The 25,259-nt window shown below is 67.5% G+C and carries 29 protein-coding genes; 18 read left to right on the top strand and 11 right to left on the bottom strand.

The features are described 5' to 3' along the window. Nucleotides 1-10: 10 nt before the first annotated feature. Entirely contained in the window at nucleotides 11-1,753 is a 1,743-nt protein-coding gene (locus GGC64_RS03345; protein WP_192721020.1) for a proline--tRNA ligase, read from the top strand. Nucleotides 1,754-1,756: 3 nt separating this feature from the next. On the opposite strand, the gene GGC64_RS03340 is transcribed toward GGC64_RS03345, so the two are convergent. Next, the gene (locus GGC64_RS03340) at nucleotides 1,757-2,218 is read right to left on the bottom strand and encodes a ferritin-like domain-containing protein (RefSeq protein ID WP_192721019.1); all 462 of its coding nucleotides are present in this window, start codon (nucleotides 2,216-2,218) and stop codon (nucleotides 1,757-1,759) included. Then, nucleotides 2,215-2,724 (bottom strand): hypothetical protein, encoded by a 510-nt coding sequence (locus GGC64_RS03335; RefSeq protein WP_192721018.1) that lies wholly within the window; start codon nucleotides 2,722-2,724, stop codon nucleotides 2,215-2,217. Before GGC64_RS03335 ends, GGC64_RS03340 begins: the two co-directional genes overlap by 4 nt. Before the next feature lie 146 nt (nucleotides 2,725-2,870). Here GGC64_RS03335 and rimP point away from each other — a divergent pair, with 146 nt between their 5' ends. The 7 genes from rimP (at nucleotide 2,871) to GGC64_RS03300 (ending at nucleotide 10,463) form a co-directional block, all read left to right on the top strand. Beyond that, nucleotides 2,871-3,404, top strand: a complete 534-nt coding sequence (gene rimP / locus GGC64_RS03330) for a ribosome maturation factor RimP (protein ID WP_192721017.1) — start codon at nucleotides 2,871-2,873, stop codon at nucleotides 3,402-3,404. Beyond that, on the top strand, nucleotides 3,401-4,435 hold the full coding sequence (gene nusA, locus GGC64_RS03325; RefSeq protein WP_192721016.1) for a transcription termination factor NusA: 1,035 nt from the start codon (nucleotides 3,401-3,403) through the stop codon (nucleotides 4,433-4,435). Before rimP ends, nusA begins: the two co-directional genes overlap by 4 nt. A gap of 30 nt (nucleotides 4,436-4,465) precedes the next feature. Next, nucleotides 4,466-4,873 (top strand): YlxR family protein, encoded by a 408-nt coding sequence (locus GGC64_RS03320; RefSeq protein ID WP_370581963.1) that lies wholly within the window; start codon nucleotides 4,466-4,468, stop codon nucleotides 4,871-4,873. Between the two features lie 67 nt (nucleotides 4,874-4,940). Further along, the gene (gene infB, locus GGC64_RS03315; protein WP_192721014.1) at nucleotides 4,941-7,667 is read left to right on the top strand and encodes a translation initiation factor IF-2; all 2,727 of its coding nucleotides are present in this window, start codon (nucleotides 4,941-4,943) and stop codon (nucleotides 7,665-7,667) included. Next, entirely contained in the window at nucleotides 7,660-8,166 is a 507-nt protein-coding gene (gene rbfA, locus GGC64_RS03310) for a 30S ribosome-binding factor RbfA (protein ID WP_192721013.1), read from the top strand. The genes infB and rbfA overlap by 8 nt, the downstream gene beginning before the upstream one ends. Beyond that, nucleotides 8,114-9,142, top strand: coding sequence for a bifunctional oligoribonuclease/PAP phosphatase NrnA (locus GGC64_RS03305; protein ID WP_304611071.1), 1,029 nt, complete (start codon nucleotides 8,114-8,116; stop codon nucleotides 9,140-9,142). Before rbfA ends, GGC64_RS03305 begins: the two co-directional genes overlap by 53 nt. Continuing rightward, entirely contained in the window at nucleotides 9,135-10,463 is a 1,329-nt protein-coding gene (locus tag GGC64_RS03300) for an MATE family efflux transporter (RefSeq protein ID WP_192721012.1), read from the top strand. Before GGC64_RS03305 ends, GGC64_RS03300 begins: the two co-directional genes overlap by 8 nt. Before the next feature lie 102 nt (nucleotides 10,464-10,565). On the opposite strand, the gene GGC64_RS03295 is transcribed toward GGC64_RS03300, so the two are convergent. The 6 genes from GGC64_RS03295 to GGC64_RS03270 form a co-directional block, all read right to left on the bottom strand. Next, entirely contained in the window at nucleotides 10,566-10,769 is a 204-nt protein-coding gene (locus tag GGC64_RS03295) for a hypothetical protein (RefSeq protein WP_192721011.1), read from the bottom strand. Between the two features lie 63 nt (nucleotides 10,770-10,832). Continuing rightward, a complete protein-coding gene (locus GGC64_RS35120) occupies nucleotides 10,833-12,134 on the bottom strand; it encodes an RNA polymerase sigma factor (RefSeq protein WP_370581961.1) in 1,302 nt (433 codons plus the stop codon). 81 nt (nucleotides 12,135-12,215) lie between these two features. After that, on the bottom strand, nucleotides 12,216-13,529 hold the full coding sequence (locus GGC64_RS34540) for an RNA polymerase sigma factor (protein ID WP_370581960.1): 1,314 nt from the start codon (nucleotides 13,527-13,529) through the stop codon (nucleotides 12,216-12,218). Further along, nucleotides 13,526-14,134 (bottom strand): hypothetical protein, encoded by a 609-nt coding sequence (locus GGC64_RS03280; RefSeq protein ID WP_192721010.1) that lies wholly within the window; start codon nucleotides 14,132-14,134, stop codon nucleotides 13,526-13,528. The genes GGC64_RS34540 and GGC64_RS03280 overlap by 4 nt, the downstream gene beginning before the upstream one ends. Before the next feature lie 94 nt (nucleotides 14,135-14,228). Beyond that, nucleotides 14,229-14,795 carry a class I SAM-dependent methyltransferase gene (locus tag GGC64_RS03275; protein WP_192721009.1) on the bottom strand — a complete coding sequence of 189 codons (567 nt, stop codon included), beginning with the start codon at nucleotides 14,793-14,795 and terminating at the stop codon, nucleotides 14,229-14,231. Continuing rightward, complete coding sequence (locus GGC64_RS03270) at nucleotides 14,792-15,553, bottom strand: enoyl-CoA hydratase (RefSeq protein ID WP_192721008.1); 762 nt, start codon at nucleotides 15,551-15,553, stop codon at nucleotides 14,792-14,794. Before GGC64_RS03270 ends, GGC64_RS03275 begins: the two co-directional genes overlap by 4 nt. Before the next feature lie 23 nt (nucleotides 15,554-15,576). Between GGC64_RS03270 and GGC64_RS03265 the strand changes: the two genes are divergently transcribed. The 3 genes from GGC64_RS03265 (at nucleotide 15,577) to GGC64_RS03255 (ending at nucleotide 16,755) form a co-directional block, all read left to right on the top strand. Further along, complete coding sequence (locus GGC64_RS03265; RefSeq protein ID WP_192721007.1) at nucleotides 15,577-15,843, top strand: DUF2277 family protein; 267 nt, start codon at nucleotides 15,577-15,579, stop codon at nucleotides 15,841-15,843. Continuing rightward, nucleotides 15,840-16,385 carry a DUF1802 family protein gene (locus GGC64_RS03260; protein ID WP_192721006.1) on the top strand — a complete coding sequence of 182 codons (546 nt, stop codon included), beginning with the start codon at nucleotides 15,840-15,842 and terminating at the stop codon, nucleotides 16,383-16,385. The genes GGC64_RS03265 and GGC64_RS03260 overlap by 4 nt, the downstream gene beginning before the upstream one ends. A gap of 124 nt (nucleotides 16,386-16,509) precedes the next feature. Continuing rightward, nucleotides 16,510-16,755, top strand: a complete 246-nt coding sequence (locus GGC64_RS03255; protein WP_192721005.1) for a hypothetical protein — start codon at nucleotides 16,510-16,512, stop codon at nucleotides 16,753-16,755. Here GGC64_RS03255 and GGC64_RS03250 read toward each other — a convergent pair. After that, nucleotides 16,737-18,431, bottom strand: coding sequence for a CocE/NonD family hydrolase (locus tag GGC64_RS03250; RefSeq protein WP_192721004.1), 1,695 nt, complete (start codon nucleotides 18,429-18,431; stop codon nucleotides 16,737-16,739). The two genes, GGC64_RS03255 and GGC64_RS03250, sit on opposite strands and share 19 nt — an antisense overlap. Before the next feature lie 28 nt (nucleotides 18,432-18,459). Then, the gene (locus GGC64_RS03245; protein ID WP_192721003.1) at nucleotides 18,460-19,029 is read right to left on the bottom strand and encodes a DUF3558 domain-containing protein; all 570 of its coding nucleotides are present in this window, start codon (nucleotides 19,027-19,029) and stop codon (nucleotides 18,460-18,462) included. A gap of 130 nt (nucleotides 19,030-19,159) precedes the next feature. On the opposite strand from GGC64_RS03245, the gene GGC64_RS03240 reads away from it, so the two are divergent. The 4 genes from GGC64_RS03240 to GGC64_RS03225 are packed head-to-tail and all read left to right on the top strand — an operon-like array spanning nucleotide 19,160 to nucleotide 22,082. After that, on the top strand, nucleotides 19,160-20,110 hold the full coding sequence (locus GGC64_RS03240) for a metallophosphoesterase (RefSeq protein WP_192721002.1): 951 nt from the start codon (nucleotides 19,160-19,162) through the stop codon (nucleotides 20,108-20,110). Beyond that, entirely contained in the window at nucleotides 20,107-20,781 is a 675-nt protein-coding gene (locus GGC64_RS03235) for a 4'-phosphopantetheinyl transferase (protein WP_192721001.1), read from the top strand. Before GGC64_RS03240 ends, GGC64_RS03235 begins: the two co-directional genes overlap by 4 nt. Continuing rightward, the gene (truB, locus tag GGC64_RS03230; RefSeq protein WP_192721000.1) at nucleotides 20,778-21,659 is read left to right on the top strand and encodes a tRNA pseudouridine(55) synthase TruB; all 882 of its coding nucleotides are present in this window, start codon (nucleotides 20,778-20,780) and stop codon (nucleotides 21,657-21,659) included. Before GGC64_RS03235 ends, truB begins: the two co-directional genes overlap by 4 nt. Nucleotides 21,660-21,674: 15 nt before the next feature. After that, on the top strand, nucleotides 21,675-22,082 hold the full coding sequence (locus GGC64_RS03225; RefSeq protein WP_192720999.1) for a DUF6632 domain-containing protein: 408 nt from the start codon (nucleotides 21,675-21,677) through the stop codon (nucleotides 22,080-22,082). Here GGC64_RS03225 and mntR read toward each other — a convergent pair. Further along, nucleotides 22,079-22,783, bottom strand: coding sequence for a manganese-binding transcriptional regulator MntR (gene mntR, locus GGC64_RS03220; protein WP_192720998.1), 705 nt, complete (start codon nucleotides 22,781-22,783; stop codon nucleotides 22,079-22,081). The two genes, GGC64_RS03225 and mntR, sit on opposite strands and share 4 nt — an antisense overlap. A gap of 80 nt (nucleotides 22,784-22,863) precedes the next feature. Between mntR and GGC64_RS03215 the strand changes: the two genes are divergently transcribed. The 3 genes from GGC64_RS03215 to GGC64_RS03205 all read left to right on the top strand — a co-directional run bounded on the left by GGC64_RS03215 (nucleotide 22,864) and on the right by GGC64_RS03205 (nucleotide 25,079). Further along, on the top strand, nucleotides 22,864-23,838 hold the full coding sequence (locus tag GGC64_RS03215) for a bifunctional riboflavin kinase/FAD synthetase (protein WP_192720997.1): 975 nt from the start codon (nucleotides 22,864-22,866) through the stop codon (nucleotides 23,836-23,838). Between the two features lie 106 nt (nucleotides 23,839-23,944). Further along, nucleotides 23,945-24,214: a 30S ribosomal protein S15 gene (gene rpsO / locus GGC64_RS03210; RefSeq protein ID WP_192720996.1), complete on the top strand. Its 270-nt coding sequence runs from the start codon at nucleotides 23,945-23,947 to the stop codon at nucleotides 24,212-24,214. Nucleotides 24,215-24,263: 49 nt separating this feature from the next. Beyond that, nucleotides 24,264-25,079 (top strand): class I SAM-dependent methyltransferase, encoded by an 816-nt coding sequence (locus tag GGC64_RS03205; protein ID WP_192720995.1) that lies wholly within the window; start codon nucleotides 24,264-24,266, stop codon nucleotides 25,077-25,079. The last annotated feature ends 180 nt before the right edge of the window (nucleotides 25,080-25,259 follow it).

Here is a 25,259-nt window from a genome sequence, read left to right as displayed (position 1 = left end):
CTTGCCCGCTGTGATCACCCGCATGTCCGAGCTGTTCCTGCGCACCCTGCGCGACGACCCCGCCGACGCCGAGGTGCCCAGCCACAAGCTGTTGATCCGGGCCGGCTACGTCCGCCCGGTCGGGCCAGGGCTCTACAGCTGGCTTCCCCTTGGCCTGCGGGTGCTGCGCAAAATCGAGAAAGTCGTCCGCGATGAGATGAATGCCATTGGCGGACAAGAGATTCTGTTCCCCGCGCTGCTGCCCAAGGCGCCCTACGAGGTGACCAACCGCTGGACCGAGTACGGCGACGGGGTGTTCCGGCTGCAGGACCGCCGCAAGAACGACTACCTGCTCGGCCCGACGCACGAAGAGCTGTTCACGCTGACGGTCAAGGGGGAGTACAGCAGCTATAAGGATTTTCCGGTGCTGCTGTACCAAATCCAGACGAAGTACCGCGACGAGGCCAGGCCACGCGCTGGCATCCTGCGAGGCCGCGAGTTCCTGATGAAGGACTCGTATTCGTTCGACGTCGACGACAAGGGACTCGAGGCCGTTTACCTGCGGCACCGCGACGCATACCAGCGGATCTTCGCCGAACTCGGCGTCCGCTACGTGATCGTGTCAGCGGTGTCCGGCGCGATGGGCGGCAGTGCATCGGAAGAGTTCCTTGCCGAAAGCGAGATCGGCGAGGACACCTTCGTGCGGTGCCTGGAATCCGGATATGCCGCCAATGTCGAGGCGGTCGTGACCGCGGTGCCGGAGCCGCTGCCGATCGAGGGGCAGCCCGAGGCCAAGGTGTACGACACGCCGGGCACGCCGACGATCGCGACGCTCGTCGAGTGGGCCAACTCCGCGCTGGACCGCGAGGTGACCGCCGCGGACACACTGAAGAACGTCGTGCTCAAGACACGCCAGCCAGGTGGGGACTGGGAATTGCTCGCGGTCGGTGTACCGGGCGACCGCGAGGTCGACGAGAAGCGGTTGGGGGCCGCGCTCGATCCGGCCGAGTACGCGTTGCTCGAGGATGCCGACTGGCCGAAGTACCCGTTTCTGGCAAAGGGCTATATCGGGCCAAAAGGATTGCTGGCCAACGGCGTTCGCTATCTCGTCGACCCGCGGGTGGTGGACGGGACGTCGTGGATCACCGGCGCCGACGAGCCCGGCAGGCATGTGGTGGGGCTGGTCGCGGGGCGTGACTTCGTCGCCGACGGCACGATCGAGGCCGCCGAGGTGCGCGACGGCGACCCGTCGCCCGACGGCGCAGGCCCGCTCGTCTCCGCGCGCGGCATCGAGATCGGCCATATCTTCCAACTCGGGCGCAAGTACACCAACGCCTTCTCCGTCGACGTGCTCGGTGAGGACGGCAAGCCGGTGCGGCTGACCATGGGTTCCTACGGCATCGGTGTTTCCCGGCTGGTCGCTGTGATCGCCGAACAGCATCACGACGAGCTGGGCCTGCGATGGCCGTCGTCGGTGTCGCCGTTCGACGCGCACCTGGTGATCGCGAACAAGGACGAGGACGCGCGTGCGGGCGCCGCAGGGCTGGCTGACGAGCTGGATCGGTTGGGCATCGAGGTGCTGCTCGACGACCGGAAGGCCTCACCCGGCGTGAAGTTCAAGGATGCCGAACTGCTCGGTGTGCCTTGGATAGTCGTGGTTGGCCGCGGCTGGGCAGACGGTGTCGTCGAGCTGCGTAACCGGTTCACCGGCGAGACGCGCGAGATCGCTGTCGACAACGCGGCGGCCGACATCGCCGCGGCCGCAAGGAGCTAGCGGCTATTCGGAGCCGCCGGGGAAGGCGACCGTGATCGGCGAAATGCCAAGCACCCGGCTCCATTTCGCCGCAGTGACAGCGCACTGGCTCAGCGCGGTCACCGCGAAGGTCCTGTCCTTCTCGTCGGTCGCCTGCTCGAGAACTGCTCGCCAGGCGACCGCGGCGTCCTGCTCCATCCGCACGGCCAGGTTGGCTGCAGCGGTCGGGTTGTCGACCGCCATCGGCAGCTGATAGCCGGCGGCAGGCAGCGGCGGGTCAACCGAGCGCGGCTTGAGCAGGGCGATGGCTCCCTCACGTCGCTCCCGGTGCTCGGCCATTGCGGTCGACACCAGCTCGTTGACGTCCGGCGTCGAGTGCGCTGACACCAGCCCGTACCCGTAGATCGTTGCGTGCTCGGTGGCGATCGCGTCGAACAGCGCGCCGTTGGCTGCGTCCGGCGGCCGCGTCGGTTGCGGAGAGGTCATTGTGCCGCCTTCGGCGGCACCAACGCGACGCTGTAGGCCGCCGTGCATGCCGCCGCGATCGAGCCGAGCAGACCCGCGCGATAGCCCGACTGTGTGGCCGCCAATTGCGCAGCGGCATCGGCCGACTGACGCAGCGAAGCGATCACGTCCTCGGTGGTGGGCGCCTTCGCCGGCGGGACCGTGGTCGTCGTCGGCGAGGCAGTCGGCGCTTTCTTGCCGACCATCCGCACGAGCTCGTCGGACAGCGCCTGTGCGTGTGCCGAACGCTCGTTTGCCACCGCGGTCAGTGCCTGCGCAGTCGGTGGGGGAGGCTTCGCCGCCGCAGCGTCGGAGGCCAGCTGGCTGTCGGCGCGGGCCCGGTCGAGTTGCGCGGCGAGCTCGTCGACCCCCGGCGGTGGCGGCGGCTCGCCGCACGCGGCGGCGGTGGTGACCAGTGCCAAAGCTGCCGCTGAGAACAAGATCTGTCGTCTGCTGACGGTCGGCGGCGAGCTCGGCACGTGCAACATCCTGCCATTGCGCGCGGACTGTGTATTCGCTGGACGCCGCAGCGCGTTTGGGGCTCGGCACGGGCGCCCTGGCGTATCGTTGATAGTCGGTTCCACGTTGCGCTGTGCGGAATCGTGTCAGGACAACTCAAGATGAGGAGCTCGCCGTGACGGAGCGGTCTGCGGGATTACCGTCGCAGAAACAGGTGATCGAGCTACTCGACGGCGAGTTCGCGCGCGCGGGCTATGAAATCGAAGACGTGATCATCGATACCGCCACGCGCCCGCCGCGGATCACCGTTATCGCCGACGGCGACGAACCCCTCGATCTTGACTCGATCGCCGAGCTTGCGCGCTCGGCCTCCGAAGCGCTGGATCGCATCGATACCCCGCCGTACGTGCTCGAGGTCACCTCGCCAGGCGTTGATCGCCCACTGACCACCGAGAAGCACTACCGGCGCGCCCGCGGCCGCAAGGTCGAGGTCACGCTGTCCGACGGCTCGCAGCTGACCGGCAGGCTCGGTGAAATCCGTGGCGGCACTGTGCGACTCGTGGTGCGCGAGGGTGCGAAGGCAAACTTCTCGATCCGGGAGTTGCCTTTGGAAGGCATCACCAAAGCCGTTGTGCAGGTTGAATTTTCGCCGCCAAACCAGCGTGAGCTGGAGCTGGCAGGCCAGTCTGGGGAGGAGGCTTCAGCGTGAACATCGACATGGCGGCACTTCACGCGATCGAGGCGGACAAGGGCATCTCGGTCGACGTGGTCGTCGAGACCATCAAGTCGGCGTTGCTGACCGCCTATCGCCATACCGAAGGCCACGAGGCCGACGCCCGCATCGACATCGATCGCAAGACCGGCGTCGTCAAGGTGCTCGCACGCGAGACGGACGCCGACGGCAATCTCATCCACGAATGGGACGACACCCCAGAGGGATTCGGGCGTATCGCGGCGACCACCGCGCGTCAGGTGATCCTGCAGCGCTTGCGCGATGCGGAGAACGAGAAGAACTATGGCGAGTTCTCGGCGAGGGAGGGCGACATCGTCGGCGGCGTCATCCAGCGTGACGCCCGCGCCAACGCCCGCGGGCTGGTCGTCGTCCGAATGGGTAGCGAGACCAAGGGATCCGAGGGTGTCATTCCCGCCGCGGAGCAGGTTCCCGGTGAGCGCTACGAGCACGGCGACCGGTTGCGGTGCTACGTCGTCGGCGTCACCCGCGGTGCCCGCGAACCACTGATCACGTTGTCGCGCACCCATCCGAACCTGGTGCGCAAGCTGTTCTCACTGGAGGTGCCGGAGATCGCCGACGGGTCAGTCGAGATCGTCGCGGTGGCGCGTGAAGCAGGCCACCGCTCGAAGATCGCGGTCACCTCGCGGGTGCCTGGCCTCAATGCCAAGGGCGCCTGCATCGGGCCGATGGGGCAGCGGGTGCGCAACGTGATGAGCGAGTTGTCCGGCGAGAAGATCGACATCATCGACTACGACGAAGACCCCGCCCGGTTCGTCGCCAATGCGTTGTCGCCGGCCAAGGTGGTGTCGGTCAGTGTCATCGACGAGTCCGCGCGCGCGGCCAGGGTCGTGGTCCCGGATTTTCAGCTGTCGCTGGCGATCGGCAAGGAGGGCCAAAACGCCCGGCTGGCGGCCCGGTTGACCGGCTGGCGGATCGATATTCGAAGCGACGCCGCACCGCAGCCGGACTCCGGGGCGGCGCATGGGGCGGCGCGCGACCGGCAATAGTCCCCAGACCAGCACGACCGTTTGTCTTTCGTGAGCAGGCTGACGGTAGACTCAGCTGTGATCCAGCGCGAGACTTCGGCTCGGACGTTCGAAAGCGCCACCGCCCCCTCGGGTGGACCGGTTCGGACGTGCGTCGGCTGCCGGAAGCGAGAGCTGGCCGTCGAACTGCTTCGGGTAGTCGCCGTCGACGGGAATGGCGAGTGCGCCGTGACCGTTGACCCAGCGAGAAAGCTGCCGGGGCGGGGTGCCTGGTTGCATCCCGACCCAGCGTGTCTAGACGCAGCAATTCGGCGGCGAGCATTCGCACGAGCGCTACGGATCACCGGTTCACCGGACACCACCGCGGTGGTTGAGCACTTCGAGCAATCGGAGCACCCGACCACCCCGGTTCAGAGAACAGGTAGCGAAGAACATGAGCACACCGTGAAGTCCCGATGACCATGCGTCATAGCTAACCCGAGGCGCGGCGCCTACCACCGCTGACGCCTCTAGAGATGGAGATGTAGTGGCAGGTAAGGCCCGTGTACACGAGTTGGCCAAGGAACTCGGTGTCACTAGTAAGGAAGTTCTCGCCCGACTGAGCGAACAGGGCGAATTCGTCAAATCCGCGTCCTCCACGGTGGAGGCACCCGTCGCGCGTCGACTGCGCGAATCATTCGGTGGCGCAAAGCCCGCAGCGGAGAAGGTCAAGGCCGACGGCAACGGCTCGCCGGCCAAGCCGGCAGCGGCAAAGGCCGCGCCCGCGAAGCCGGCCGCCCCCAAGCCCGCGGCCCCCGCAGCTCCGGTGGAACCGGCGCCAGCGCCCCCTCCCGCGGCAGCTGCACCAGCAGCCCCGCCGGCGGCGCCGCCGACGCCCGCAGCTCCGGCCGCGCCCACCCCAGGCGCAACGCCCGGCGCCACTCCTGGCCCGCGGCCAGGCCCGGCGCCCAAGCCCGCTGCGCGCACGCCGCGCGTCGGCAACAACCCGTTCTCTTCCGCGCAGCCCGTTGACCGGCCGATTCCTCGTCCGCAGGGTCCGCGCCCCGGTCCCGGTGCGCCGCGGCCGGGTGCGCCACGGCCAGGCATGTCGCCTGGCAACATGCCCCCGCGTCCCGGCGGACCCCGTCCGCCGGCCGGTGGTCGTCCAGGCGGGCCGCGTCCCGGCCCCGGCGGTCGTCCCGCGCCAGGTGGCGCCGGTCGTCCCGGCGGTGGCGGCGGCGGTAACTACCGCGGCGGCGGTGCAGGCGGCGGTGGCGGTGCCCCCGCGGGCGCCGGCGGCGGCTACCGCGGTCGTCCTGGTGGCGGTGGCGGCGGACGCCCAGGTCAGCGTGGCGGAGCGGCCGGTGCATTCGGTCGTCCCGGCGGCGCGCCGAAGCGTGGCCGCAAGTCGAAGCGGGCGAAACGCGCCGAGTACGAAAACATGCAGGCGCCGGTCGTCGGCGGCGTGCGGCTGCCGCACGGCAACGGCGAGACCATCCGGCTGGCCCGCGGCGCGTCGCTGTCCGACTTCGCCGAGAAGATCGACGCCAACCCGGCCTCGCTGGTGCAGGCGCTGTTCAACCTCGGCGAGATGGTGACCGCCACCCAGTCGGTGGGTGACGAGACGCTGGAACTGCTCGGCAGCGAGATGAACTACGTCGTGCAGGTCGTGTCTCCGGAAGACGAGGACCGCGAGCTGCTCGAGTCGTTCGACCTCACCTACGGCGAGGACGAAGGCGGCGAGGAAGACCTCGAGACCCGCCCGCCGGTGGTCACCGTCATGGGTCACGTCGACCACGGCAAGACCCGACTGCTGGACACCATCCGTCAGGCCAACGTCCGCGAGGAAGAGGCAGGCGGCATCACCCAGCACATCGGCGCCTACCAGGTCGAGGTCGACCTCGACGGCACGATCCGGCCGATCACCTTCATCGACACCCCGGGTCACGAGGCGTTCACCGCCATGCGTGCCCGCGGCGCGAAGGCCACCGACATCGCGATCCTGGTGGTCGCCGCCGACGACGGTGTGATGCCGCAGACGGTGGAGGCGGTCAACCACGCGCAGGCGGCCGACGTGCCGATCGTGGTGGCGGTCAACAAGATCGACAAGGAAGGTGCCGATCCGCAGAAGATCCGCGGGCAGCTGACCGAATACGGTTTGGTGCCAGAGGAATTCGGCGGTGACACGATGTTCGTCGACATCTCCGCCAAGCAGGGCACCAACATCGAGGCCCTGCTCGAGGCGGTCGTGCTGACCGCCGATGCCTCCCTGGACCTGCGGGCAAACCCCGACATGGAAGCCCAGGGTGTTGCGATCGAGGCGCACCTGGACCGTGGCCGCGGTCCCGTGGCTACCGTGCTGATTCAGCGCGGCACGCTGCGCGTCGGCGATTCGGTGGTGGCAGGCGACGCCTACGGTCGCGTGCGCCGCATGGTCGACGAGCACGGCGAGGACGTCGAGGCGGCGCTGCCGTCGCGGCCGGTGCAGGTCATCGGCTTCACGTCGGTGCCGGGCGCAGGCGACAACTTCCTCGTCGTCGACGAGGACCGCATCGCCCGCCAGATCGCCGACCGGCGCAGCGCGCGCAAGCGCAACGCACTGGCCGCGCGTACCCGCAAGCGGATCAGCCTGGAGGACCTGGATTCGGCGCTGAAGGAAACCAGCCAGCTGAACCTGATCCTCAAGGGCGACAACGCGGGCACCGTCGAGGCGCTGGAGGAAGCGCTGCTGGGCATCCAGGTCGACGACGAGGTCGAACTGCGCGTCATCGACCGCGGCGTCGGCGGCGTCACCGAGACCAACGTCAACCTGGCGTCGGCCTCGGACGCGATCATCATCGGGTTCAACGTCCGCGCCGAGGGCAAGGCCACCGAACTCGCCAACCGCGAGGGTGTGGAGATCCGCTACTACTCGGTGATCTACCAGGCCATCGACGAGATCGAGAGCGCGCTCAAGGGCATGCTCAAGCCGATCTACGAGGAGCGCGAACTCGGTCGCGCCGAGATCCGGGCGATATTCCGGAGCTCGAAGGTCGGCAACATCGCCGGCTGCCTGGTCACCTCGGGCGTCATGCGCCGCAACGCCAAGGCGCGTCTGCTCCGCGACAGTGTCGTCGTCGCCGAGAACCTCACGGTGTCGTCGCTCAAGCGCGAGAAGGATGACGCGACCGAGGTGCGCGACGGCTACGAGTGTGGTTTGACGCTGACGTACTCCGACATCAAGGAGGGCGACGTGATCGAGACCTACGAGCTGGTCGAGAAGGCACGTGCCTGATCCGGCGCGTGCACGCCGGCTGGCCAAACGGATCGCGACCATCGTCGCTTCGGCGATCGAGTTCGAGATCAAGGATCCGCGGCTGGCCGGCGTGACGATCACCGACGCCAAGGTCACCGGCGACCTGCACGACGCGACGCTGTTCTACTCGGTGTTCGGGCGCAATCTCGAGGACGAGCCGGACTACGCCGGTGCGGCGGCGGCGCTGGAGAGCGCGAAGGGCACCCTGCGCACCAGGGTGGGCGCCGCGCTCGGCGTCCGGTTCACTCCGACGTTGGCGTTCGAACGCGACACCGTGCCCGACACGGCGCATCGGATGGAAGATCTGCTCGCTCGCGCGCGGGCCGCAGATGAGGATTTGGCTAGAGTTCGGCAGGGTGCCAAGCATGCGGGCGAGGAAGACCCGTACCGTAAGACCGGGGCTGAGGGTTCGAGCGGGGACCTAGATGACGGGCTTGACGCTGAGGACACCGGTGACCGCAATCGACAAGATGACTGACGCGCCTGTAATCGAAGGCCTGCGCGTCGATGCGCGGCAGGCCGCCGATCTCCTGGAGGCGGCCGCCACAGTCAGCGTCGTGTGCCACGTCTATCCCGACGCGGATACCATCGGCGCAGGTCTGGCCCTTGCGTTGGTGCTCGACCATGCGGGCAAGGCCGTCGAGGTGAGTTTCGCCGCGCCCGCTCGGCTACCCGAGTCACTGCAGTCGCTGCCGGGCGGACACCTGCTGGTCGGTCCGGACACGATGCGCCGCGACGCCGATCTCGTCGTCACCGTCGACATCCCGAGCGTCAACCGGCTCGGTGCGCTCGCTGAGCTCGCCGATGTCGGACGCGAGGTGTTGGTGATCGACCACCACGCCTCGAACCTGATGTTCGGCACCGCCAACTACGTCGATCCGTCCGCGGACTCCACCACGATGCTGGTGGCCGAGTTGCTCGATGCGTGGGGCAAGCCGATCGACCTGGGCGTCGCGCACTGCCTGTATGCCGGGCTGATCACCGACACCGGTTCGTTTCGGTGGGCCAGCGCCCGCGCGCATCGGCTCGCCGCCCGGCTGCTGGAGCTCGGAGTGGACAACACTTCGATCAGTCGCGCGCTGCTCGACAGCCACCCGTTCGCGTGGCTGCCGATGTTGTCGCGCGTGCTGTCGTCGGCGCAGCTGTTGCCCGATGCCGCAGGCGGTGCTGGACTGGTGTATGCCGTTGTGATGCACCAGGAATGGGCCAATGCGCGGCCGGAGGAAGTCGAGAGCATCGTCGACATCGTGCGCACCACGCAGCAGGCCGAGGTGTCTGCGGTGTTCAAGGAGATCGAGCCTGCGCACTGGTCGGTGTCGATGCGCGCGAAGTCCTACGACCTCGCCGCGGTCGCCAGTGCCTTCGGCGGCGGCGGGCACCGCCTGGCCGCGGGCTACTCGGCGACCGGATCCATCGACGACGTCGTTCAGGCGCTGTACACCGCTCTTGGCTGAGGGTGACCTCCCGGTAGCCCCGGCCACCGGCCGTCGCATCGCCGCATTGGCGTTCCCCGCGTTGGGGGTGCTGGCCGCAGAACCGATCTACCTGCTCTTCGACATCGCCATCGTCGGCCGGTTGGGCGCACTGGCGCTGGCCGGCCTGGCGATCGGCGGACTCATTCTGAGCACGCTGAGCTCGCAGATGACCTTCTTGTCCTACGGCACGACCGCGCGCTCGGCCCGCTTCTTCGGGGCAGGCGACCGCGCCGCTGCCGTCGGCGAGGGAGTCCAGGCCACCTGGCTGGCGCTGGGCTTGGGCGTCGTGATCGTCGTCGTGGTCGAGGCCGCTGCGGTGCCGTTGGTGTCGGCGTTGGCGGCAGGCGGCGGCATCGCGGACGCCGCGTTGCCGTGGGTGCGCATCGCGATTGTCGGCGTGCCCGCGATCCTGGTGTCCGCGGCGGGCAACGGGTGGATGCGCGGCGTGCAGGACACCACGCGGCCGCTGCGCTACGTGGTCGGCGGGTTCGCGGTGTCCGCGGTGCTGTGCCCACTGCTGGTGTACGGCTGGCTCGGCATGCCGCGGATGGAGTTGGCGGGCTCGGCGGTCGCCAACCTGGTGGGGCAGTGGGTGGCTGCGGCGTTCTTTCTACGTTCGCTGCTCGCCGAGCGGGTGCCGCTGCGGGTTCATCCGGCGGTGCTGCGAGCCCAGGTCGTGATGGGTCGTGACCTGGTGCTGCGCACGGTGGCATTCCAGGCGTGTTTCGTATCGGCGGGGGCCGTCGCTGCCCGGTTCGGTGCGGCCGCCGTCGCCGCCCATCAGGTGGTGCTGCAGCTGTGGAATTTCCTTGCGCTGGTGCTTGATTCGTTGGCGATCGCCGCGCAGTCGTTGGTGGGCGCGGCGCTGGGGGCCGGGCAGCTCGCGCATGCGAAGTCCGTGGCGTGGCGGGTGACGATCTTCTCGACGCTGGCTTCGGGGGTGCTGGCCGTCGTCTTCGCGGTCGGCGCGTCGGTGTTCCCGAGCGTTTTCACCGACGACCGCTCGGTGCTCGACGCGATCGGGGTGCCGTGGTGGTTCATGGTGGCCCAATTGCCCATCGCGGGAATCGTTTTCGCGCTCGACGGGGTGCTGCTCGGTGCGGGCGATGCGAAGTTCATGCGCAACGCCACATTGATCAGCGCACTGTTCGGGTTCCTGCCGCTGATTTGGTTGTCGTTGGCGTTCGGCTGGGGGCTGCTCGGAATCTGGTCAGGGCTGAGCACTTTCATGGTGCTGCGGCTGGTGTTCGTGGGCTGGCGGGCGTTCTCCGGACACTGGCTGGTGCCGGGCACGCGCTGACGGTCACATTCGCTGTCACCGTAGGTATCGGCATCGGTCTCGATCGCAACCGTTGATCGTCCGCCAGCCCGGGGCCGCGGGATGCGTCATACGCGGTTCGGTCTAACTGGCGGTCGGAACGTCCACCATCGGTGCGTCGACGTGCGCGCACCCGGCAGCTTCGTCGCCGACCGCAACGGTTCGGCCGGTGGCCGATTCGTTGAATGGGGTGGGCTGTGCGGCGTTGTACGCGGTCAGGGGGACGGTCAGGGCCGCGCTTGCGGCGAGGATGGCGAGGACCTTCTGGTAGTTGCGAACGTTGTTCATGGTGGTAGGAGTCGCAACCGCGGGGTGCTCGCACACTTTTTTCGATGAATTTTGCGGCGGGTGTTACGGAGCGGTCCCTCGGTTGCCGGATCCGCCGCCACCGCCACTCGGCGGGCCCGGATTGGTTGCAGTCGCCGTCGGCGCGTACGACGACGGGCTCCTGGTCACCGGGGTCGGCCGACCCTGCGAAGACGGTGCGACCTGCGGTGGTGACTCCGACGCCGAAGAAGGCGGTTCGGTTGGGATCAGCACGGGTGCGTCGGCCGGTGACGTCGGAACGACGGGTGGCGGGGGCGGCGCCGGCGCGGCGGTCTGCGACGGCGGTGCGACGGCCGGGACCGTGGCCTGGGTGGTCGTTGGTTTTTCAGTGACCTCGGTGGGCAGCACCGAGACCGGTTTCCCGTTCAGCCACGCCAGCAGTAGCGCGGTGGCAGCACCCAGCACGACGACCAAAACCGCGGCGAGCAGGAGCCGTCGGCGGCGGTCGTCGGTTTCAGAGGCGCCGGCGTCGCTGTCGTCGATGTCCGACTGCCCAGCCATGGCACTGGTGTGACAGACGAGTTGGATGTCGTTGATCGTCTTGTCGCGCAACCACTTCGGGGCTGGAATGAACGCCGGTGCAGCGGCCAGCAATGCACTGGGGCTGACCAATCGACGCCGTTCGTCGTCGCACTCTTGGCACGACTCGATGTGCCGCGCAACGCGTTTGCGCATGAGCACACTGAACTGTCCGTTCCAGCCCGCGAGGATCTGGCCGAGCTCGTCGCAGCCGCCCGATGCGCGTCGTCCGCGGCACACGAGCAGTGCGCCGAGCGAGCGTTCGACGGTCTGCCGCAACCGGTGCACCAGCGTGTTGGCGTTGGTGTGGCTGACCCCGAGAGCTTCGGCGAGCTCTGGGCCGTCGAGGCCCTGGCGGAAAGCGAGATCAAAGACCGCGCGGTCGCGGTCCGTCAACCCGCCTGCGGCCTCTGCGATCAGGTCGGCGAGTTCGGTGCGGGCGGCAAGCGTGTCGGGGCCGGCATCCTCTGACTGGACATCGGGCAACTCCTCCGACGGTGCCTCACGGCGCAGCTCCCGCAGTCGGGCAAGGGCCTCATTGCGGGAGATCGAATACAGCCACGGCCGCAGTTTGTCGGGGTCCCGCAGCTGCGGCAGGCGAGTGGCAGCCAGGCAGAACGTCTCCTGGACGCAGTCGGCGGCGGCGTCGTAATCACGCAACATTCCCACGCAGAAGTCGTACAACCGGTCGGCGTAGCGGTCGTAGATCGCAGCGAATGCCGCGCGGTCACCGGCCAAGCTGCCGCGCACCAGGTCCGCGTCAGTGTCGCGCGGGTCGACGGTGTCCAAATTCGGTACCGCAGTCACGACGCCTCCTCATCGCCTCAACTCTCGACAGTGCAGCAACCTGTGAGATTACTGGCAATGCCGCCTCGTTCGCAGCAAACCTCACGGCACACTCGGCGCGGGCGGGCTGACCGCGATGTCCGACGGGCCACTGAACTGACCGGCAGGGCCACCGGGGCCGCCGGGATCGCTGCCCGGCCACTGCGGCCACGGCGCCAATGGTGGCAGCGTAGGCAGCGGCGGCAGCGGCGGCATCGGCGGTAGCGCAGTTGGCGACGTCACTGGCGGTTGCGAAACCGGCGGCGGTGCAACCACTGTCGGCTCGGCCGTAGGTTTCGGCATGACTGTGATCTGCGGCGCGGGCGCTGCCGGTGCGGCCGCAGTCGGCTGGGCGCTCACCGGCGGTGGCGGCGGTGGCGCTTCGACGCTCGGCTCAGCCTTCGGAGGAGCAGCCACTTGGCTGACCTCGATCGACCCCCGCGGCGTCGTCTGCTGATTCATGAACACGACTGTCACCCCGAGCACGGCGAGCAGGGCGACGACAAACGCGACGACCGGGGTCAACCAGCCATTGTTGTTGCCGCCCACGGGTGTCGCCTCGCACGTCAGTTGAATCTCGTTCAGCGTGCGCTCGCGAAGCCAGGCGGGCGCCGGGACGAAGGCCGGAGCGGCCCCGAGAAGCGCGACCGGGCTGACAAGTCGCCGCCGTTCCTCTTCGCAGACGTCACACGACTCGATGTGGCGTGAGATGCGTTTGCGCATAAGGACATTGAACTGTCCATCCCAACCGTCGAGCATCGCCGCCAGCTCGGCGCAGCCGCCGATGTTTCGGCAACGACGTGACACCAGCAGCGCCCCCAGCGAACGCTGGATCGTTTCGCGCAGCCGATGCACGATCGTGTTCGCGTTACTGGGGCTGATCCCCAGCGCTTCGGCAAGGCACGGCCCGTTGAGACCGTGACGGAACGCCAACTCCAGGACGGCACGGTCGCGGTCGGACAACCCGCCCGCGGCGTCGGCGATCAGATCACCGAGTTCCAGGCGGGCTGCCAACGTCTCTGGACCAGGTTCAGCGGACTCGGTTTCGGGCAGCTCCTCGGAGGGAGTTTCCCTGCGGCGCTGACGGATTCGCCGCAACGCTTCGTTGCGGGCGATCGAATACAGCCAGGGCCGCAGCCGGTCCGGGTCTCGCAGCTTTGGCAGCTCGGTCGCTGCGATGCAGAAGACGTCCTGCACGCAGTCCGCGGCGCCGTCCCGGTCGGCGAGCATGCCGGCGCAGAAGTCGTGCAGCCGGTCGGCGTGGCGGTCGTATATCGCAGCGAATGCTCGCTTGTCGCCTGCCGCCGAAGCCCTTGCCAGGTCGGCGTCGCTCTCGGACGCGCCGACCGTGTCCCAGTGCGCTACCGCCGTCGTCACGACGACAGCCCGAGATCCGGGACGATGCCCGACGGCGGCTCCGGCTTCGGATCGGGTTTCGGCACCGGCGCCTTGGGCAGGTCGGGAAAATCCACCGGCGGCTGCGGCTCGGGCTGTTCGAAGTCGCCGGGTCCTGGCGGTAGGGGTTTCGGAAAAACCGACGTGGGCAGGGGTTCGTTGATCTCGGGCTCATCGGCAGGCGCCGGGGTCGGGATCTCGACCACCGTGGTCGCCGCGGGCGAAGTGGGCACGTTCGCGGGCGGGGTGACGACGGCAGGCGCAGCGACTGGAGCCGTCGCAACGATCGTCGGCAGCGGCGCCTGCGTGGTCGGCGCGACGACCACGGCGGGTTGCGGCGCCGTGCTGCCCGGTACGACGACCACGTCATCAGCCGGTGTCAGGTCGACGAACGTCAATGCCAGTGCGGCGCCGACACCGATCCCGCCTGCCAACGCGAACGCGAGGACGGCGTGCTTGCCATTTGAGCGCGGCGCGTCCGGCGTGACGCCGTCATCGACTTCGTGATCGGGCCGGCCGAGCGGGCTCGACGCCCACGCGGCGGCAACGGTGTGAGCATTCGGGTCGGTGTCGTACGCGGTGGTCATGGCTGGTTCCTCGGTGTGCTTGCGCCGCCCCGGTTGGGCTGCGGTTACAGGTAGGAGCGCCGACCACGCGCTCCTCGCACACTTTTCTGCGGAACTATTTCTTCGCGCGCGCGATCACGGCCCAGCCGAACTCGTTGGTGCGCACGTCTATCTGCTCAAACCCGGCGTCTGCCAGCCGGGATGGCAGCGACGACGGATCGACCGGGTTGTAGGTGTCGTCCTCGTGATGTGCCGCGAGCTCGTCGCTGCCCAGGCTGTCGCTGGCCACCAGCGCACCGCCGGGCCGCAGCACCCGGGCCACCTCGGCGAACAGCTTGTCCTGCAGCTCAACGGTCGGCACGTGATGCAGCATCGTGAAGCAGGCCGCGCCGGTGAAACTGTCGTCGGCGTAGTCGAGCGACGTCGCGTCGCCGTGCACGATGTGCACCGACGGCACGTCGGCGAACCGGTCCGTCAGCATCGCGGCGAGCTGGTCGTCGATCTCGACCGACGTGAGCCGCTGCGCCGACTGGCTCAACACATCGGTCGTCGCGCCGTAACCGGGGCCGACCTCGAGCACGTTGTCGCCGAGATCGGTCTCGCCCAATGCCCACGGCAGGATGACCTCTCGGATCGCCTGCCGCCATTCGTCGCTGCCGCACGCCTCGTGTGCCTTGTTCATCGCACTTGCGCCCGTCCCCGCTGCAGCACCGCGTCGCGGTTGGCGGCGATGTCGTCACCGGTGGCCGAACTCATCCACTGCTTGGCCGAGGCCGCCTCGATCCACAGGCCCGCGTCGGTCTGCGACGCGTCGATGCGGTGATACGACGCGAGCAGCGCACGCACCGCGTTCTGATTGTTGCCGACGATCGACGCGGCGACCTTTCGCGCCGTCGGCAGCAACTCGTCGTGCGGAACCACCTCGGTCACCAGCCCGGCTCGCAGCGCGTCGGCCGCAGACAGATAGTCACCGGTCAAGCTCATCCGACGGGCCAGCCCGACGCCGACTTTCTGCGGCAACCGGACGCTGAGCCCCCAGGTGGGCAGCAGCCCGACGCGGGCGTGGGTGTCGGCGAAGCGGGCCTGCTCCGAGGCGATCAGGATGTCGCAGTACAGCGCGATTTCCAGCCCGCCGGTCACGGCTGCACCGTTGATCGCGCCGATCACCGGCTTGGCCATCGGCGGCCACTGCGGCGAGATGTCGGGCAACTGCTTGGTATCGCCCAATTCCTTGAGGTCCAAGCCGGCGCAGAACACCGGGTCGGCGCCGGTGACGATGACGACGTCGACGTCCGCGTCGGCCTCTGCATCGCGCAGCGCGCCGAAGAAACGCGTGCGCAGTTCGGCAGACAACGCATTGCGGGACTGCGGGCGGTTCAGCGTCAGCGTCCGGACCCGGTCCTGCGTTTCGATGCGCAGTACGTCGGTGTTGTTGGTCATGGATGGAATCTATCGTGGGGGTCATGTGCCGAAACATCACGGAGCTACGTGGCCTGGAACCGGCGGCGACGGCTGAGGAGATCGAGGCCGCGGCCCGCCAATACGTTCGCAAGGTCAGCGGCATGACCCGCCCGACGGGCGCCAATGTCGAGGTCTTCGAGGCCGCGGTCGCCGAAGTCGCCGAGGTCACCACCCGGCTGTTGGCAGGCCTGGCGCCGCGACGCCAGCCGCCGAAGACCGTTCCGCCACTGCGTCGGCCGGAGGTGCGGGCCAGGCTCGCAGCCACATGACGGCGGCCCTCAAGGAGTGGAGCGCTGCGGTACACGCGTTGCTCGACGGCAGGCAAACGATTCTGCTGCGCAAGGGCGGCATCCACGAAAAGCGCTTCGATGTCGCAGCTTCGCGCTTCCTGCTGTTTCCGACAGTCGCCCACAGCCACGCCGAACGGGTGCGCCCCGAACACCGCGACCTGCTGGCCGTGGCGGCCGCAGACAGCACCGACGATGCGCTGGTGGTGCGGGCAGGCGCGAAAGTGGTTGCCGCCGTTGAAGTCAACCGGCCCGACGTGCTCGATGAGATCGCGTCGCTGCACATCTGGACAGCCGAATCCGTCAAAGAAGACCGGCTCGACTTTCGGCCAAAGCACCGGCTGACCGTGCTTGTCGTGCAGGCCTGTCCGCTGGTCGAGCCCGTTCGACTGGAGCGCGCGCCCGAGTACGCAGGTTGTAAGAGTTGGGTTCCGCTGCCGGTCGACCCGGACTGGGCGCCGCCGGTGCACGACGCGGCGACGCTGGCCGAAATCGCCGATCGCGTGCGTAGTTCGGTGGGTTGACCACCGGCCCGTTCTGCCCGGTCAGGAAAAGTCTTTCGAAAAAAGTGTCAGACCCGCACTGGGTCGCTCCTCCTACCTGTACACGCAGCCCGTCGGGGGCAGCGCCACATCAAGGAGAGCACCCATGAACGTCACCAAGATTCGGAACAGGTTTGCGGCAGGCGTCGTCGGCACTGCGATTGTCGCGGCACCCGCGCTGCTGATCGGGGCAGGGACCGCGCAGGCGGCATCGAACCTCGATCCGCACCCCGCGACGACGATCACCATCGAGCATCCGGGCCACATTGCGATCCAGGTCGAACCGGCACCCGTTTCGGCTCCGATTGTCTGGGGCCAATACGACTCGCCCACTTACATTTTGAACGACTGAGCAGACGGTGGACGCGGGCCGGCGGGCAGCACCAGTCGCGACGTACCACCCTCACCGAGATGCACGGTGTGCGTTGCCGCCGCGAGGTGTCGACCGCTGCTCAGCGGCTCCCCGGTGCCGAGATTGCGGGCGAACCTCGGATGAGATCCGCCCGCGATCAGCACCCGGATGCGGGTCCCTGCGCGGAAACGGTGGGCGATCGCGTCGAGCTCAATCCGAATGTTACGCGAATCCGTTGTCCCGCAGACATATCCATCGCTCACATTGCGCGACCGCCCGCGTGCGTCCACCTCGCTGATCCGGACGAACAGGTCGTTGTAGCGGTTGTCACACGAATGCGACAGGTGCAGCAACGGAGTTCCGACGGCGTAGAGATCCGCAAGCAGCGGGTCGGTGATGAACGTCAAAACGTCCGCGCGTTCGGCAAGTCGAGTGTCGTTGCGGTAGCCGCCTTCTGGCGACAGCAGCCGACCGCCGACGCTCGGCGTCGGGTCGCCGGGGTCGTAGGTGAAACTCGACGGGGGAGTGTCCTGATCGGGCGCGGCGGCGCCGAGGTGGCCAGCAGGCCGCAGATACAACACATGCTCGGGCATCGTGGGCGGCCAGTCGTCGAGCTCCTGCCAGCCGTGGCCGTTGACGTGGATTCGCACCGGCTTGCGCGTCACCTGTCGGGTGCCCGCCAGGTGAGCGTCCAACCACTCCAACGATTCCCGGATGACCGTCGGTGCGCCCTTGGTCGTCATCTGGGTGTGGGTCCACGGCCCGATCGTGACGGCGACCGGCACGTGGCGTTCGCGCAGGCGTTGATACTGCGCCAGCGTCTGCTCGAGGAACACGTCCTGCCACCCGCTGAGCAGCAGCACCGGGATCTGCGTGCGTTCCAGCGCCTGGTGCAACTGCAGCGGCGCCCAGTGCGGGTCGTCGTACTCGGGATGCTCGAGCCACGACTCGAACCACGGTGCGCCAGTGCCCAACAGCGTGCGGCCCGATTCCCCGACCGGCAGCGCGCCCGTCGCTCGAGCCAGCGCACGTCGCGCGCGTACCTGGCGGACGAGGGCGCGGATACCGCGGGGCTCCTCCTGGTGGGCGACCATGTCGGACCAGCCGAGGAAGTCGTTGAGGCCGAACGATCCGGTACCCCAGCGTGGGCCGCTCAGGTCGTGCGGGCCGACGGTGATGACCGCGGCCGTCATCTCGGGTGGCGGATCGGTGAGCAGCGCCCACTGGGTGAAGCCGAGGTACGAGACTCCCACAGTGGCGAATGACCCGGTGAACCACGGTTGGTCCCGCAGCCATGCTGCGGTGTCCGCGCCGTCGGCGATCTCGTTGACCATCGGATCGAACTCACCACCGGAGCCGAATGTGCCTCTGACGCTTTGGAAGACGACGTGATAGCCACGTGTCGCATAGATGTGCGCGAACAACGTCGAGAACGGCCAGCCCCGACCGTACGGCCCGCGGATCAGAAGTGTGCCTGCCGGGCCGCCCGTCAGAGGTTCGTAGTGGTCGGCGATCAACTCGATGCCATCGCGCATCGGTACTCGCAGGCCGCGGTTGACCCGGTAGTCGGTGGTGTGTGGCGGCAGCTTCAGCAGCGTGCTGACCGCGCGGCCCGCGTACTTCTTGACTGTGGAGCGAAGCGGTGACGACGAAGGAGCGGTGGTTACTGCGGTCACCTAACAAATTCTACGGAAGCGGACCGCCCTAGAACTTGTAGTAGTTGCTCAGCTCGCGGCCGCGCTGCAGGTTGGTCTGCAGGCAGTCGACGTCATCGGCGGCGTAGATCGGGGAGTAGAACAGTGTCTGCTGGATGACGCCGTAGCTGGTCTTGTAGGCGATGGCGCACGTAATCCACCACCGGTCGTTCCAGTCGGTCGGCTTCATGATCCAGTACTGCGCCGCGCGGTGCCCGTTGATGTCCAGCTCGAGGGCATCGGGCGGGATCGTTTCCTCGTAGGTTCGCCAGACGAACGCCTCGACCGCCATTTGGTAGTTCCCGGCGTCGAAGTGGCAGCGCAGGCCTTCCTCGGGCGTGGGAGGTGTGGCGGCCAGGCCGATCCGCTGAATCACGTCGATCGGAATGTCCTGACAGGGATCGAAGGGCTTCGGGTCGACGGTATCGACCACCGGCCACTTGATGGACGTGGTGACATTGGTCATCGGGATATCGGTCGCCTCGACCCGCAGTGGGCCCGACGGGTTCGACTGCCAGACCATGAGCACCGCCGCGACCAGCGCGCACAGCGCGGACAGCAGGCGAAGTTTGGCGACCATCACACCCCTCACATTCGTCCCGACCCTGCGGGGAGTGTAGCGGCCCGCCGCTGCCGCCCGGACGGGAAACAGGAACATGTTCTAGTTGCGGGTCCGGGTGCTCACCGTATCGCAAGTAGGCTGGTCGGTTGTGACGCGAGACGGCCGCCGACCCACGCTATGGGCGATCAGCGACCTCCACACCGGTCACACCGGCAACAAGCCGGTCACGGAGTCCCTGCATCCGTCCACGCCCGACGACTGGCTGATCGTCGCGGGAGATGTGGCGGAGCGAACCGACGAGGTGCACTGGTCGCTCGACCTTCTGCGCAAGCGCTTCGCCAAGGTGATCTGGGTGCCAGGCAACCACGAACTGTGGACAACCAACCGCGATCCGATGCAGATCTTCGGCAAGGCCCGCTACGACTACTTCGTCAACATGTGCGACGAGATGGGCATCATCACCCCCGAACACCCCTTCCCGGTGTGGACGGAGGAGGGCGGCCCGGCGACCATCGTGCCGATGTTCCTGCTGTACGACTACACGTTTCTGCCGGATGGCGCGGCCACCAAGGCGGAGGGGCTGGCGATCGCCCGCGAGCGCAACGTCGTCGGCACCGACGAGTTCCTGCTCTCCGCGGAGCCATATGCCACCCGCGATGCGTGGTGCCGCGAGCGAGTGGCCTACACCCGCAAGCGACTCGAAGACCTCGACTGGATGGACCAGACGGTCTTGGTGAACCATTTCCCGCTGGTCCGCGAACCCTGCGACGCGATGTTCTACCCGGAGTTCTCGTTGTGGTGCGGCACAACGGCGACCGCCGACTGGCACACCCGCTACAACGCGATCTGCTCGGTGTACGGCCATCTGCACATTCCACGCACCACCTGGTATGACGGGGTCCGCCACGAAGAGGTGTCGGTCGGTTATCCGCGAGAATGGCGGCGCCGCAAGCCATATCGATGGTTGCGCCAGATCCTGCCCGACCCGAAGTACGCACCCGGCTACCTCAACGAGTTCGGCGGTCACTTCCAGATCACCCAGGAAATGCGCGACCATGCGGAGAAGGTGCAAGAGCGCATCAGGTCCAGGCAGTCATGACGGCCGCCCCGCTGCTCGCCGCGGTGCTGCCCGGCGTCGACAGCCTGGCGGCCGCCGAATTGTATGACGACCCACCGGGATTGGCGCCGCTGCCGGAAGAGGAGCCACTGATCGCGAAATCGGTGGCCAAGCGGCGCAACGAATTCATCACCGTACGGCATTGCGCGCGGCAGGCGTTAGGGGAGCTGGGTGTGCCGCCGGTGCCGATTCTCAAGGGGGACAAGGGCGAACCCTGTTGGCCCGACGGCCTGACCGGTAGCCTCACCCACTGCACAGGGTTTCGCGGTGCGGCCGTCGGCAGGATCGGTGCGGTGCGCTCGGTGGGCATCGACGCTGAACCGCACGACGTGCTGCCAAAGGGTGTGCTCGACGCGGTGAGCCTGCCGATCGAACGTGCGGAGCTGCAGGAGCTGCCTGTGGCTCTGTATTGGGATCGAATCCTGTTCTGTGCCAAGGAGGCGACGTACAAGGCGTGGTTTCCGCTGACGCATCGCTGGCTTGGCTTCGAAGACGCCCACATCACCTTCGGCGTCGACGACAGCGGCACTGCTGGCACGTTCGAATCGCGCATCCTGATCGATCCGGCCGCCGAGTCGGGCCCTCCGCTGGACACGTTGTCGGGACGTTGGTCGGTTCGCGACGGCCTGGCGTTGACGGCGATCGTGTTATGACCGACGCCGGGATTGTCGTCGTCGACAAGCCCGCAGGCATCACCAGCCATGACGTGGTGGGCCGCTGCAGGCGCATCTTCGGCACCCGCAAGGTCGGGCACGCGGGCACGTTGGACCCGATGGCCACCGGTGTGCTCGTCGTCGGCATCGAACGGGCCACCAAGATCCTCGGCCTGCTGACCACCACCGACAAGTCCTACGCCGCCACCATCCGACTCGGCCAGACCACCTCGACCGAAGATGCGGAAGGTGAAGTGCTGCAATCTGTTTCGGCCAGCGCCGTGACCGACGGTCAGATCGGCGACGCGGTCGGCGCGCTGCGCGGCGAGATCGCGCAGGTGCCGTCGGCGGTCAGCGCCATCAAAGTCGACGGCAAGCGGGCCTACAAGCTGGTCCGTGAAGGCCAGCCGGTCGAACTCGCACCGCGCGATGTTCGCATCGAGCGGTTGGACGTGCTGGCCATCCGGCGACACGACGAAATCGTCGACGTGGACGTCGAAGTCGACTGTTCGAGTGGCACGTACATCCGGGCGCTGGCGCGCGATGTCGGCGCGGCACTCGGTGTGGGCGGTCACCTGACCGCGTTGCGACGCACCCGCGTCGGACGGTTCGGGCTGGATCAGGCTGCCACGCTCGACGACCTCGCCGAGCGGCCCCGGCTGAGCTATTCACTGGATGAGGCCTGCCTGCAATCGTTTCCGCGCCGCGATCTGACCGACGCGGAGGCCGAGGACACGCGGCACGGCCGGCCGCTGACGGCCGCTGGAATCGAAGGTGTTTACGCCGCGACCGCACCCGATGGAAGAGTCATCGCGCTGCTGAAAGATCAAGTGTCACGGACGAAGTCGGTTGTTGTACTACGGCCGGCGACGCTGTAGCCGCATACTGGCGACATGGGAACACCCTACAAACTCCTTCAACTCGCACTGGCCGTGTTCGGAGTGATCATGCTGCTGCTCTATCCATTGGCCTGGGTGTGGCCGTCGGGGTGGGCGTGGCACCACGGCTCGCCGCACGATTCGGTGTATTTCATGATGATCGTCGGCATCTACGCGACGCTCGGAGTGTTTCTGCTGCTCGCGGCGCGCAACCCGGCGAACAACCTGAGCGTGATCTGGTTCGCGGTGTGGTCAAGCGTCGTGCATGCCGCGATCATGGCGGTGCAATCCTTCACCGAACACCAGATGGGCCATCTGTGGGGAGATGTCGCGGCGTTGCTTCTGGTCGCGATCGTGTTGTCGACCCTCGTGTTGTCGGCCGGCCTGAAGCAGCCGGCACCCGATCCGGCCGGGATGCGTTAGCCGACCACCCAGATCGCTTCGGCGGCAGGGCTTCCCAGATCGACAGTGGTGCCGGGATCGTCCTCCCTGGCGTTGGCGGACTTGATGGCCACCGAGATCATGCCCGCGAAATCGCGTCTTGCGAGCACGTGCAACCGCGAGTCCAGGCTGATGCCGACGGTGTCGAAATACCGCAGCATCTCGGGGTCGGCGTCGGAGATGCGGGCCACGGTTCCCGTTTCACCGTTCTGGCAGACCGACAGCTGACGCGCGTCGGGGGTCGGCACCTGGCCGTCCTTGGCCGGGATCGGATCGCCGTGCGGGTCGCGGGTCGGATGGCCCAGCTTGGCGTCGATCCGGTCGAGCATCCGCTCCGAAACGGCGTGCTCGAGCACTTCGGCCTCGTCGTGCACCTCGTCCCAGCTGTAGCCCAGTTCGCGAACGAGGAAGGTCTCCATCAGCCGATGCCTGCGCACCATCCCGAGCGCGGCGCGCCTGCCAGCCTCGGTCAGCGTCACCGCGCCGTACTTCTCGTGATCGACCAGGCCCTGGTCGGCGAGCTTGCGGATGGACTCCGACGCCGTGCTGGCAGAGACGCCGATCCGGTCGGCGAGCAGCTTGGTGCTGACCTTCTCCAGCGACCACTCCTGGGCGGTCCAGATGACTTTGAGATAGTCCTGGGCAACCGTGCTCAGGTCGCGAGGGTTGCCGTCTGGACTCACAGTTGGAAAGTTTAGGCAATCTTCACCTGATCTGGTGATCCAGCGAAGCCACCGGTATCTCTGCGCCGTAGGCTTGCGCTGTGCAGCGCTGGCGGGGGCAAGAGGACATCCCGACGGACTGGGGCCGATGCGTGGTGACGATCGGCGTCTTCGACGGGGTGCATCGGGGGCATCAGGAGCTGATCAACCACGCCGTCAAGGCCGGCCGCAGCCGCGGCGTGCCTGCGGTGCTGATGACGTTCGACCCTCACCCGATGGAGGTCGTGTTCCCGGGCAGCCATCCCGCACAGCTGACGACGTTGACCCGGCGTGCCGAACTCGTCGAGGAGCTGGGTGTCGACGTGTTCCTGGTGATGCCGTTCACGACTGACTTCATGAAGCTGACCCCCGATCGCTACATCCACGAGTTGCTCGTCGAACACCTGCATGTCGTCGAGGTGGTGGTGGGGGAGAACTTCACGTTCGGCAAGAAGGCCGCGGGCAACGTCGACACCCTGCGCAAGGCGGGCGATCGGTTCGGCTTTGCCGTGCAGGGCATGTCGCTGGTCAGCGAGCACCACCAAAACGAGGACATCACGTTTTCGTCGACGTACATCCGCTCGTGCGTAGACGCCGGGGACGTGGTGGCGGCCACCGAGGCGCTGGGCCGTCCGCACCGCGTCGAAGGCGTGGTGGTGCGCGGCGAGGGACGCGGAACCGTGCTTGGGTTCCCCACCGCGAACGTGGCGCCGCCGATGTACTCAGCGATCCCGGCCGACGGTGTCTACGCCGCGTGGTTCACCGTGCTGGGGCACGGCCCGATCACCGGCAGCGTGGTGCCCGGCGAGCGTTATCAAGCCGCGGTTTCGGTTGGCACCAACCCGACGTTTTCGGGCCGCACGCGCACCGTAGAGGCGTTCGTCCTGGACACCAGCGCGGACCTGTACGGCCAGCATGTCGCGGTCGATTTCGTCGCCCGCATCCGCGGTCAGGAGAAGTTCGACCGGGTCGAGGACCTGGTCACGACCATGGGCGAAGATACCGAGCACGCCCGCACGATTCTTTCCGCGGGCTGACGCACTGCTAGACTCCCTGCCGACCCGGCGTGTGCTGCAGTTCGCGGTGGCCACGCTTATTCGGGCCTTTGGCCCTAGTTCGCGGACCGATTGATGGAGTTGATTCGTGGCGCTCACTGCCGAACAAAAGAAGACCATTCTGGGCGAGTACGGCCTGCATGGCACCGACACCGGATCCCCAGAAGCCCAGGTCGCGCTGCTGACCAAGCGCATCTCCGACCTGACCGAGCACCTGAAGGTGCACAAGCACGACCACCACTCGCGGCGCGGGCTGCTGCTGCTCGTCGGCCGTCGCCGCCGGCTGCTCAAGTACGTCGCTCAGGTGGACGTCGAGCGATACCGCTCGCTGATCGAGCGGCTCGGCCTGCGCCGCTGAGCTTTCCCGTTCGGAACGCGTTTGCTGAAAATCGCGCTACCGTCGCGAAATGAGCACGCCCGAATACATTCTGGGTAGCGACGACGCCGAAATCGCGCGGTTGCAATCTCAGGCAGCGATCATTGCCGAGCCGACAGCTCTGCTGTTTCAGCGCGGTGGCATCCGACCCGGCATGCGCGTTCTCGACCTGGGCAGCGGTCCGGGCGACGTATCGTTTCAAGTCGCCGAGATGGTTGGGGCCGAGGGCTCAGTTGTCGGCGTTGAGCAGGACACCGCCCAGATCGGCGTAGCCAACCAGCGTCGCGACCGGCTGGGACTGACCAACGTCGAGTTTCGCAACGGCGACGCGCGCAGCTTCGTCGACGAGCAGGCTTTCGATGCCGCAGTCTGCCGGCTGTTGCTGATGCACCTGCCCGACGCGGTCGACGTCCTGGCTCATCAGATGCGCAACCTCCGTCCGGGCGGGGTCTTCATCGCCATCGATTACGACATGGGCGGAGCACGAGCCCTACCCGAGGTCGAGCTCTACTCCCGCATCAGAGACTGGCTGGCAGCGGGTTTCGCGCACGCCAAGGTGGATCCGTTCGTCGGGATGCGACTACCTCTCCTTTTTGAGCAGGCCGGGTACGCGGATGTGGGGTCACTCGGGCTACAGGCGTTTTGGCCGCCCTACGCGCGGGACGCGTCGTCGTATGTGGTCGGGGTGCTGCGCGCGATGAAGGACGCCGTAGTCGCCTCCGGCGGGGCGACGGAGGACGAGATGGACCTCGACACGCTCGACGAGCGACTCGGCGATGCCATCCAGGCCGCGAACGCGGTCTTCACGGTGCCGACCGTGGTCGGCGGGTGGGGCCGACGTCCCTGAGTGAGCGGTTTCGGCCTCGTACCTGCGGCAAGGTAGGATGGCTTCGTTCGCCGGCCGTTTCGGCTCGAACAATGGGTGCGGTTTCGCATATCCGCGAGCCCGCTCCCGCGTCTCATATCGGGACCCGCCCTGATCGCGCGGTCTTCGGTAGTGGTTGCCGGGTAGCAATCCCGACAGCTT

Origin of the sequence: Mycobacterium sp. OAS707 (genome assembly GCF_014873705.1) — a bacterium.
Taxonomy (GTDB): Bacteria; Actinomycetota; Actinomycetes; order Mycobacteriales; family Mycobacteriaceae; genus Mycobacterium.
This window is presented reverse-complemented; position numbering and strand designations above follow the sequence as displayed.

What these genes read in the sequence shown, in the direction of transcription:
- GGC64_RS03340 (WP_192721019.1), bottom strand. Translation starts at nt 2,218, where the DNA reads ATGACCTCTCCGCAACCGACGCGGCCGCCGGACGCAGCCAACGGCGCG.
- GGC64_RS03335 (WP_192721018.1), bottom strand. Translation starts at nt 2,724, where the DNA reads ATGTTGCACGTGCCGAGCTCGCCGCCGACCGTCAGCAGACGACAGATC.
- GGC64_RS03305 (WP_304611071.1), top strand. Translation starts at nt 8,114, where the DNA reads ATGACGGGCTTGACGCTGAGGACACCGGTGACCGCAATCGACAAGATG.
- GGC64_RS03295 (WP_192721011.1), bottom strand. Translation starts at nt 10,769, where the DNA reads ATGAACAACGTTCGCAACTACCAGAAGGTCCTCGCCATCCTCGCCGCA.
- GGC64_RS03280 (WP_192721010.1), bottom strand. Translation starts at nt 14,134, where the DNA reads ATGACCACCGCGTACGACACCGACCCGAATGCTCACACCGTTGCCGCC.
- GGC64_RS03275 (WP_192721009.1), bottom strand. Translation starts at nt 14,795, where the DNA reads ATGAACAAGGCACACGAGGCGTGCGGCAGCGACGAATGGCGGCAGGCG.
- GGC64_RS03270 (WP_192721008.1), bottom strand. Translation starts at nt 15,553, where the DNA reads ATGACCAACAACACCGACGTACTGCGCATCGAAACGCAGGACCGGGTC.
- GGC64_RS03265 (WP_192721007.1), top strand. Translation starts at nt 15,577, where the DNA reads ATGTGCCGAAACATCACGGAGCTACGTGGCCTGGAACCGGCGGCGACG.
- GGC64_RS03260 (WP_192721006.1), top strand. Translation starts at nt 15,840, where the DNA reads ATGACGGCGGCCCTCAAGGAGTGGAGCGCTGCGGTACACGCGTTGCTC.
- GGC64_RS03255 (WP_192721005.1), top strand. Translation starts at nt 16,510, where the DNA reads ATGAACGTCACCAAGATTCGGAACAGGTTTGCGGCAGGCGTCGTCGGC.
- GGC64_RS03245 (WP_192721003.1), bottom strand. Translation starts at nt 19,029, where the DNA reads ATGGTCGCCAAACTTCGCCTGCTGTCCGCGCTGTGCGCGCTGGTCGCG.
- GGC64_RS03235 (WP_192721001.1), top strand. Translation starts at nt 20,107, where the DNA reads ATGACGGCCGCCCCGCTGCTCGCCGCGGTGCTGCCCGGCGTCGACAGC.
- truB (WP_192721000.1), top strand. Translation starts at nt 20,778, where the DNA reads ATGACCGACGCCGGGATTGTCGTCGTCGACAAGCCCGCAGGCATCACC.
- GGC64_RS03225 (WP_192720999.1), top strand. Translation starts at nt 21,675, where the DNA reads ATGGGAACACCCTACAAACTCCTTCAACTCGCACTGGCCGTGTTCGGA.
- GGC64_RS03205 (WP_192720995.1), top strand. Translation starts at nt 24,264, where the DNA reads ATGAGCACGCCCGAATACATTCTGGGTAGCGACGACGCCGAAATCGCG.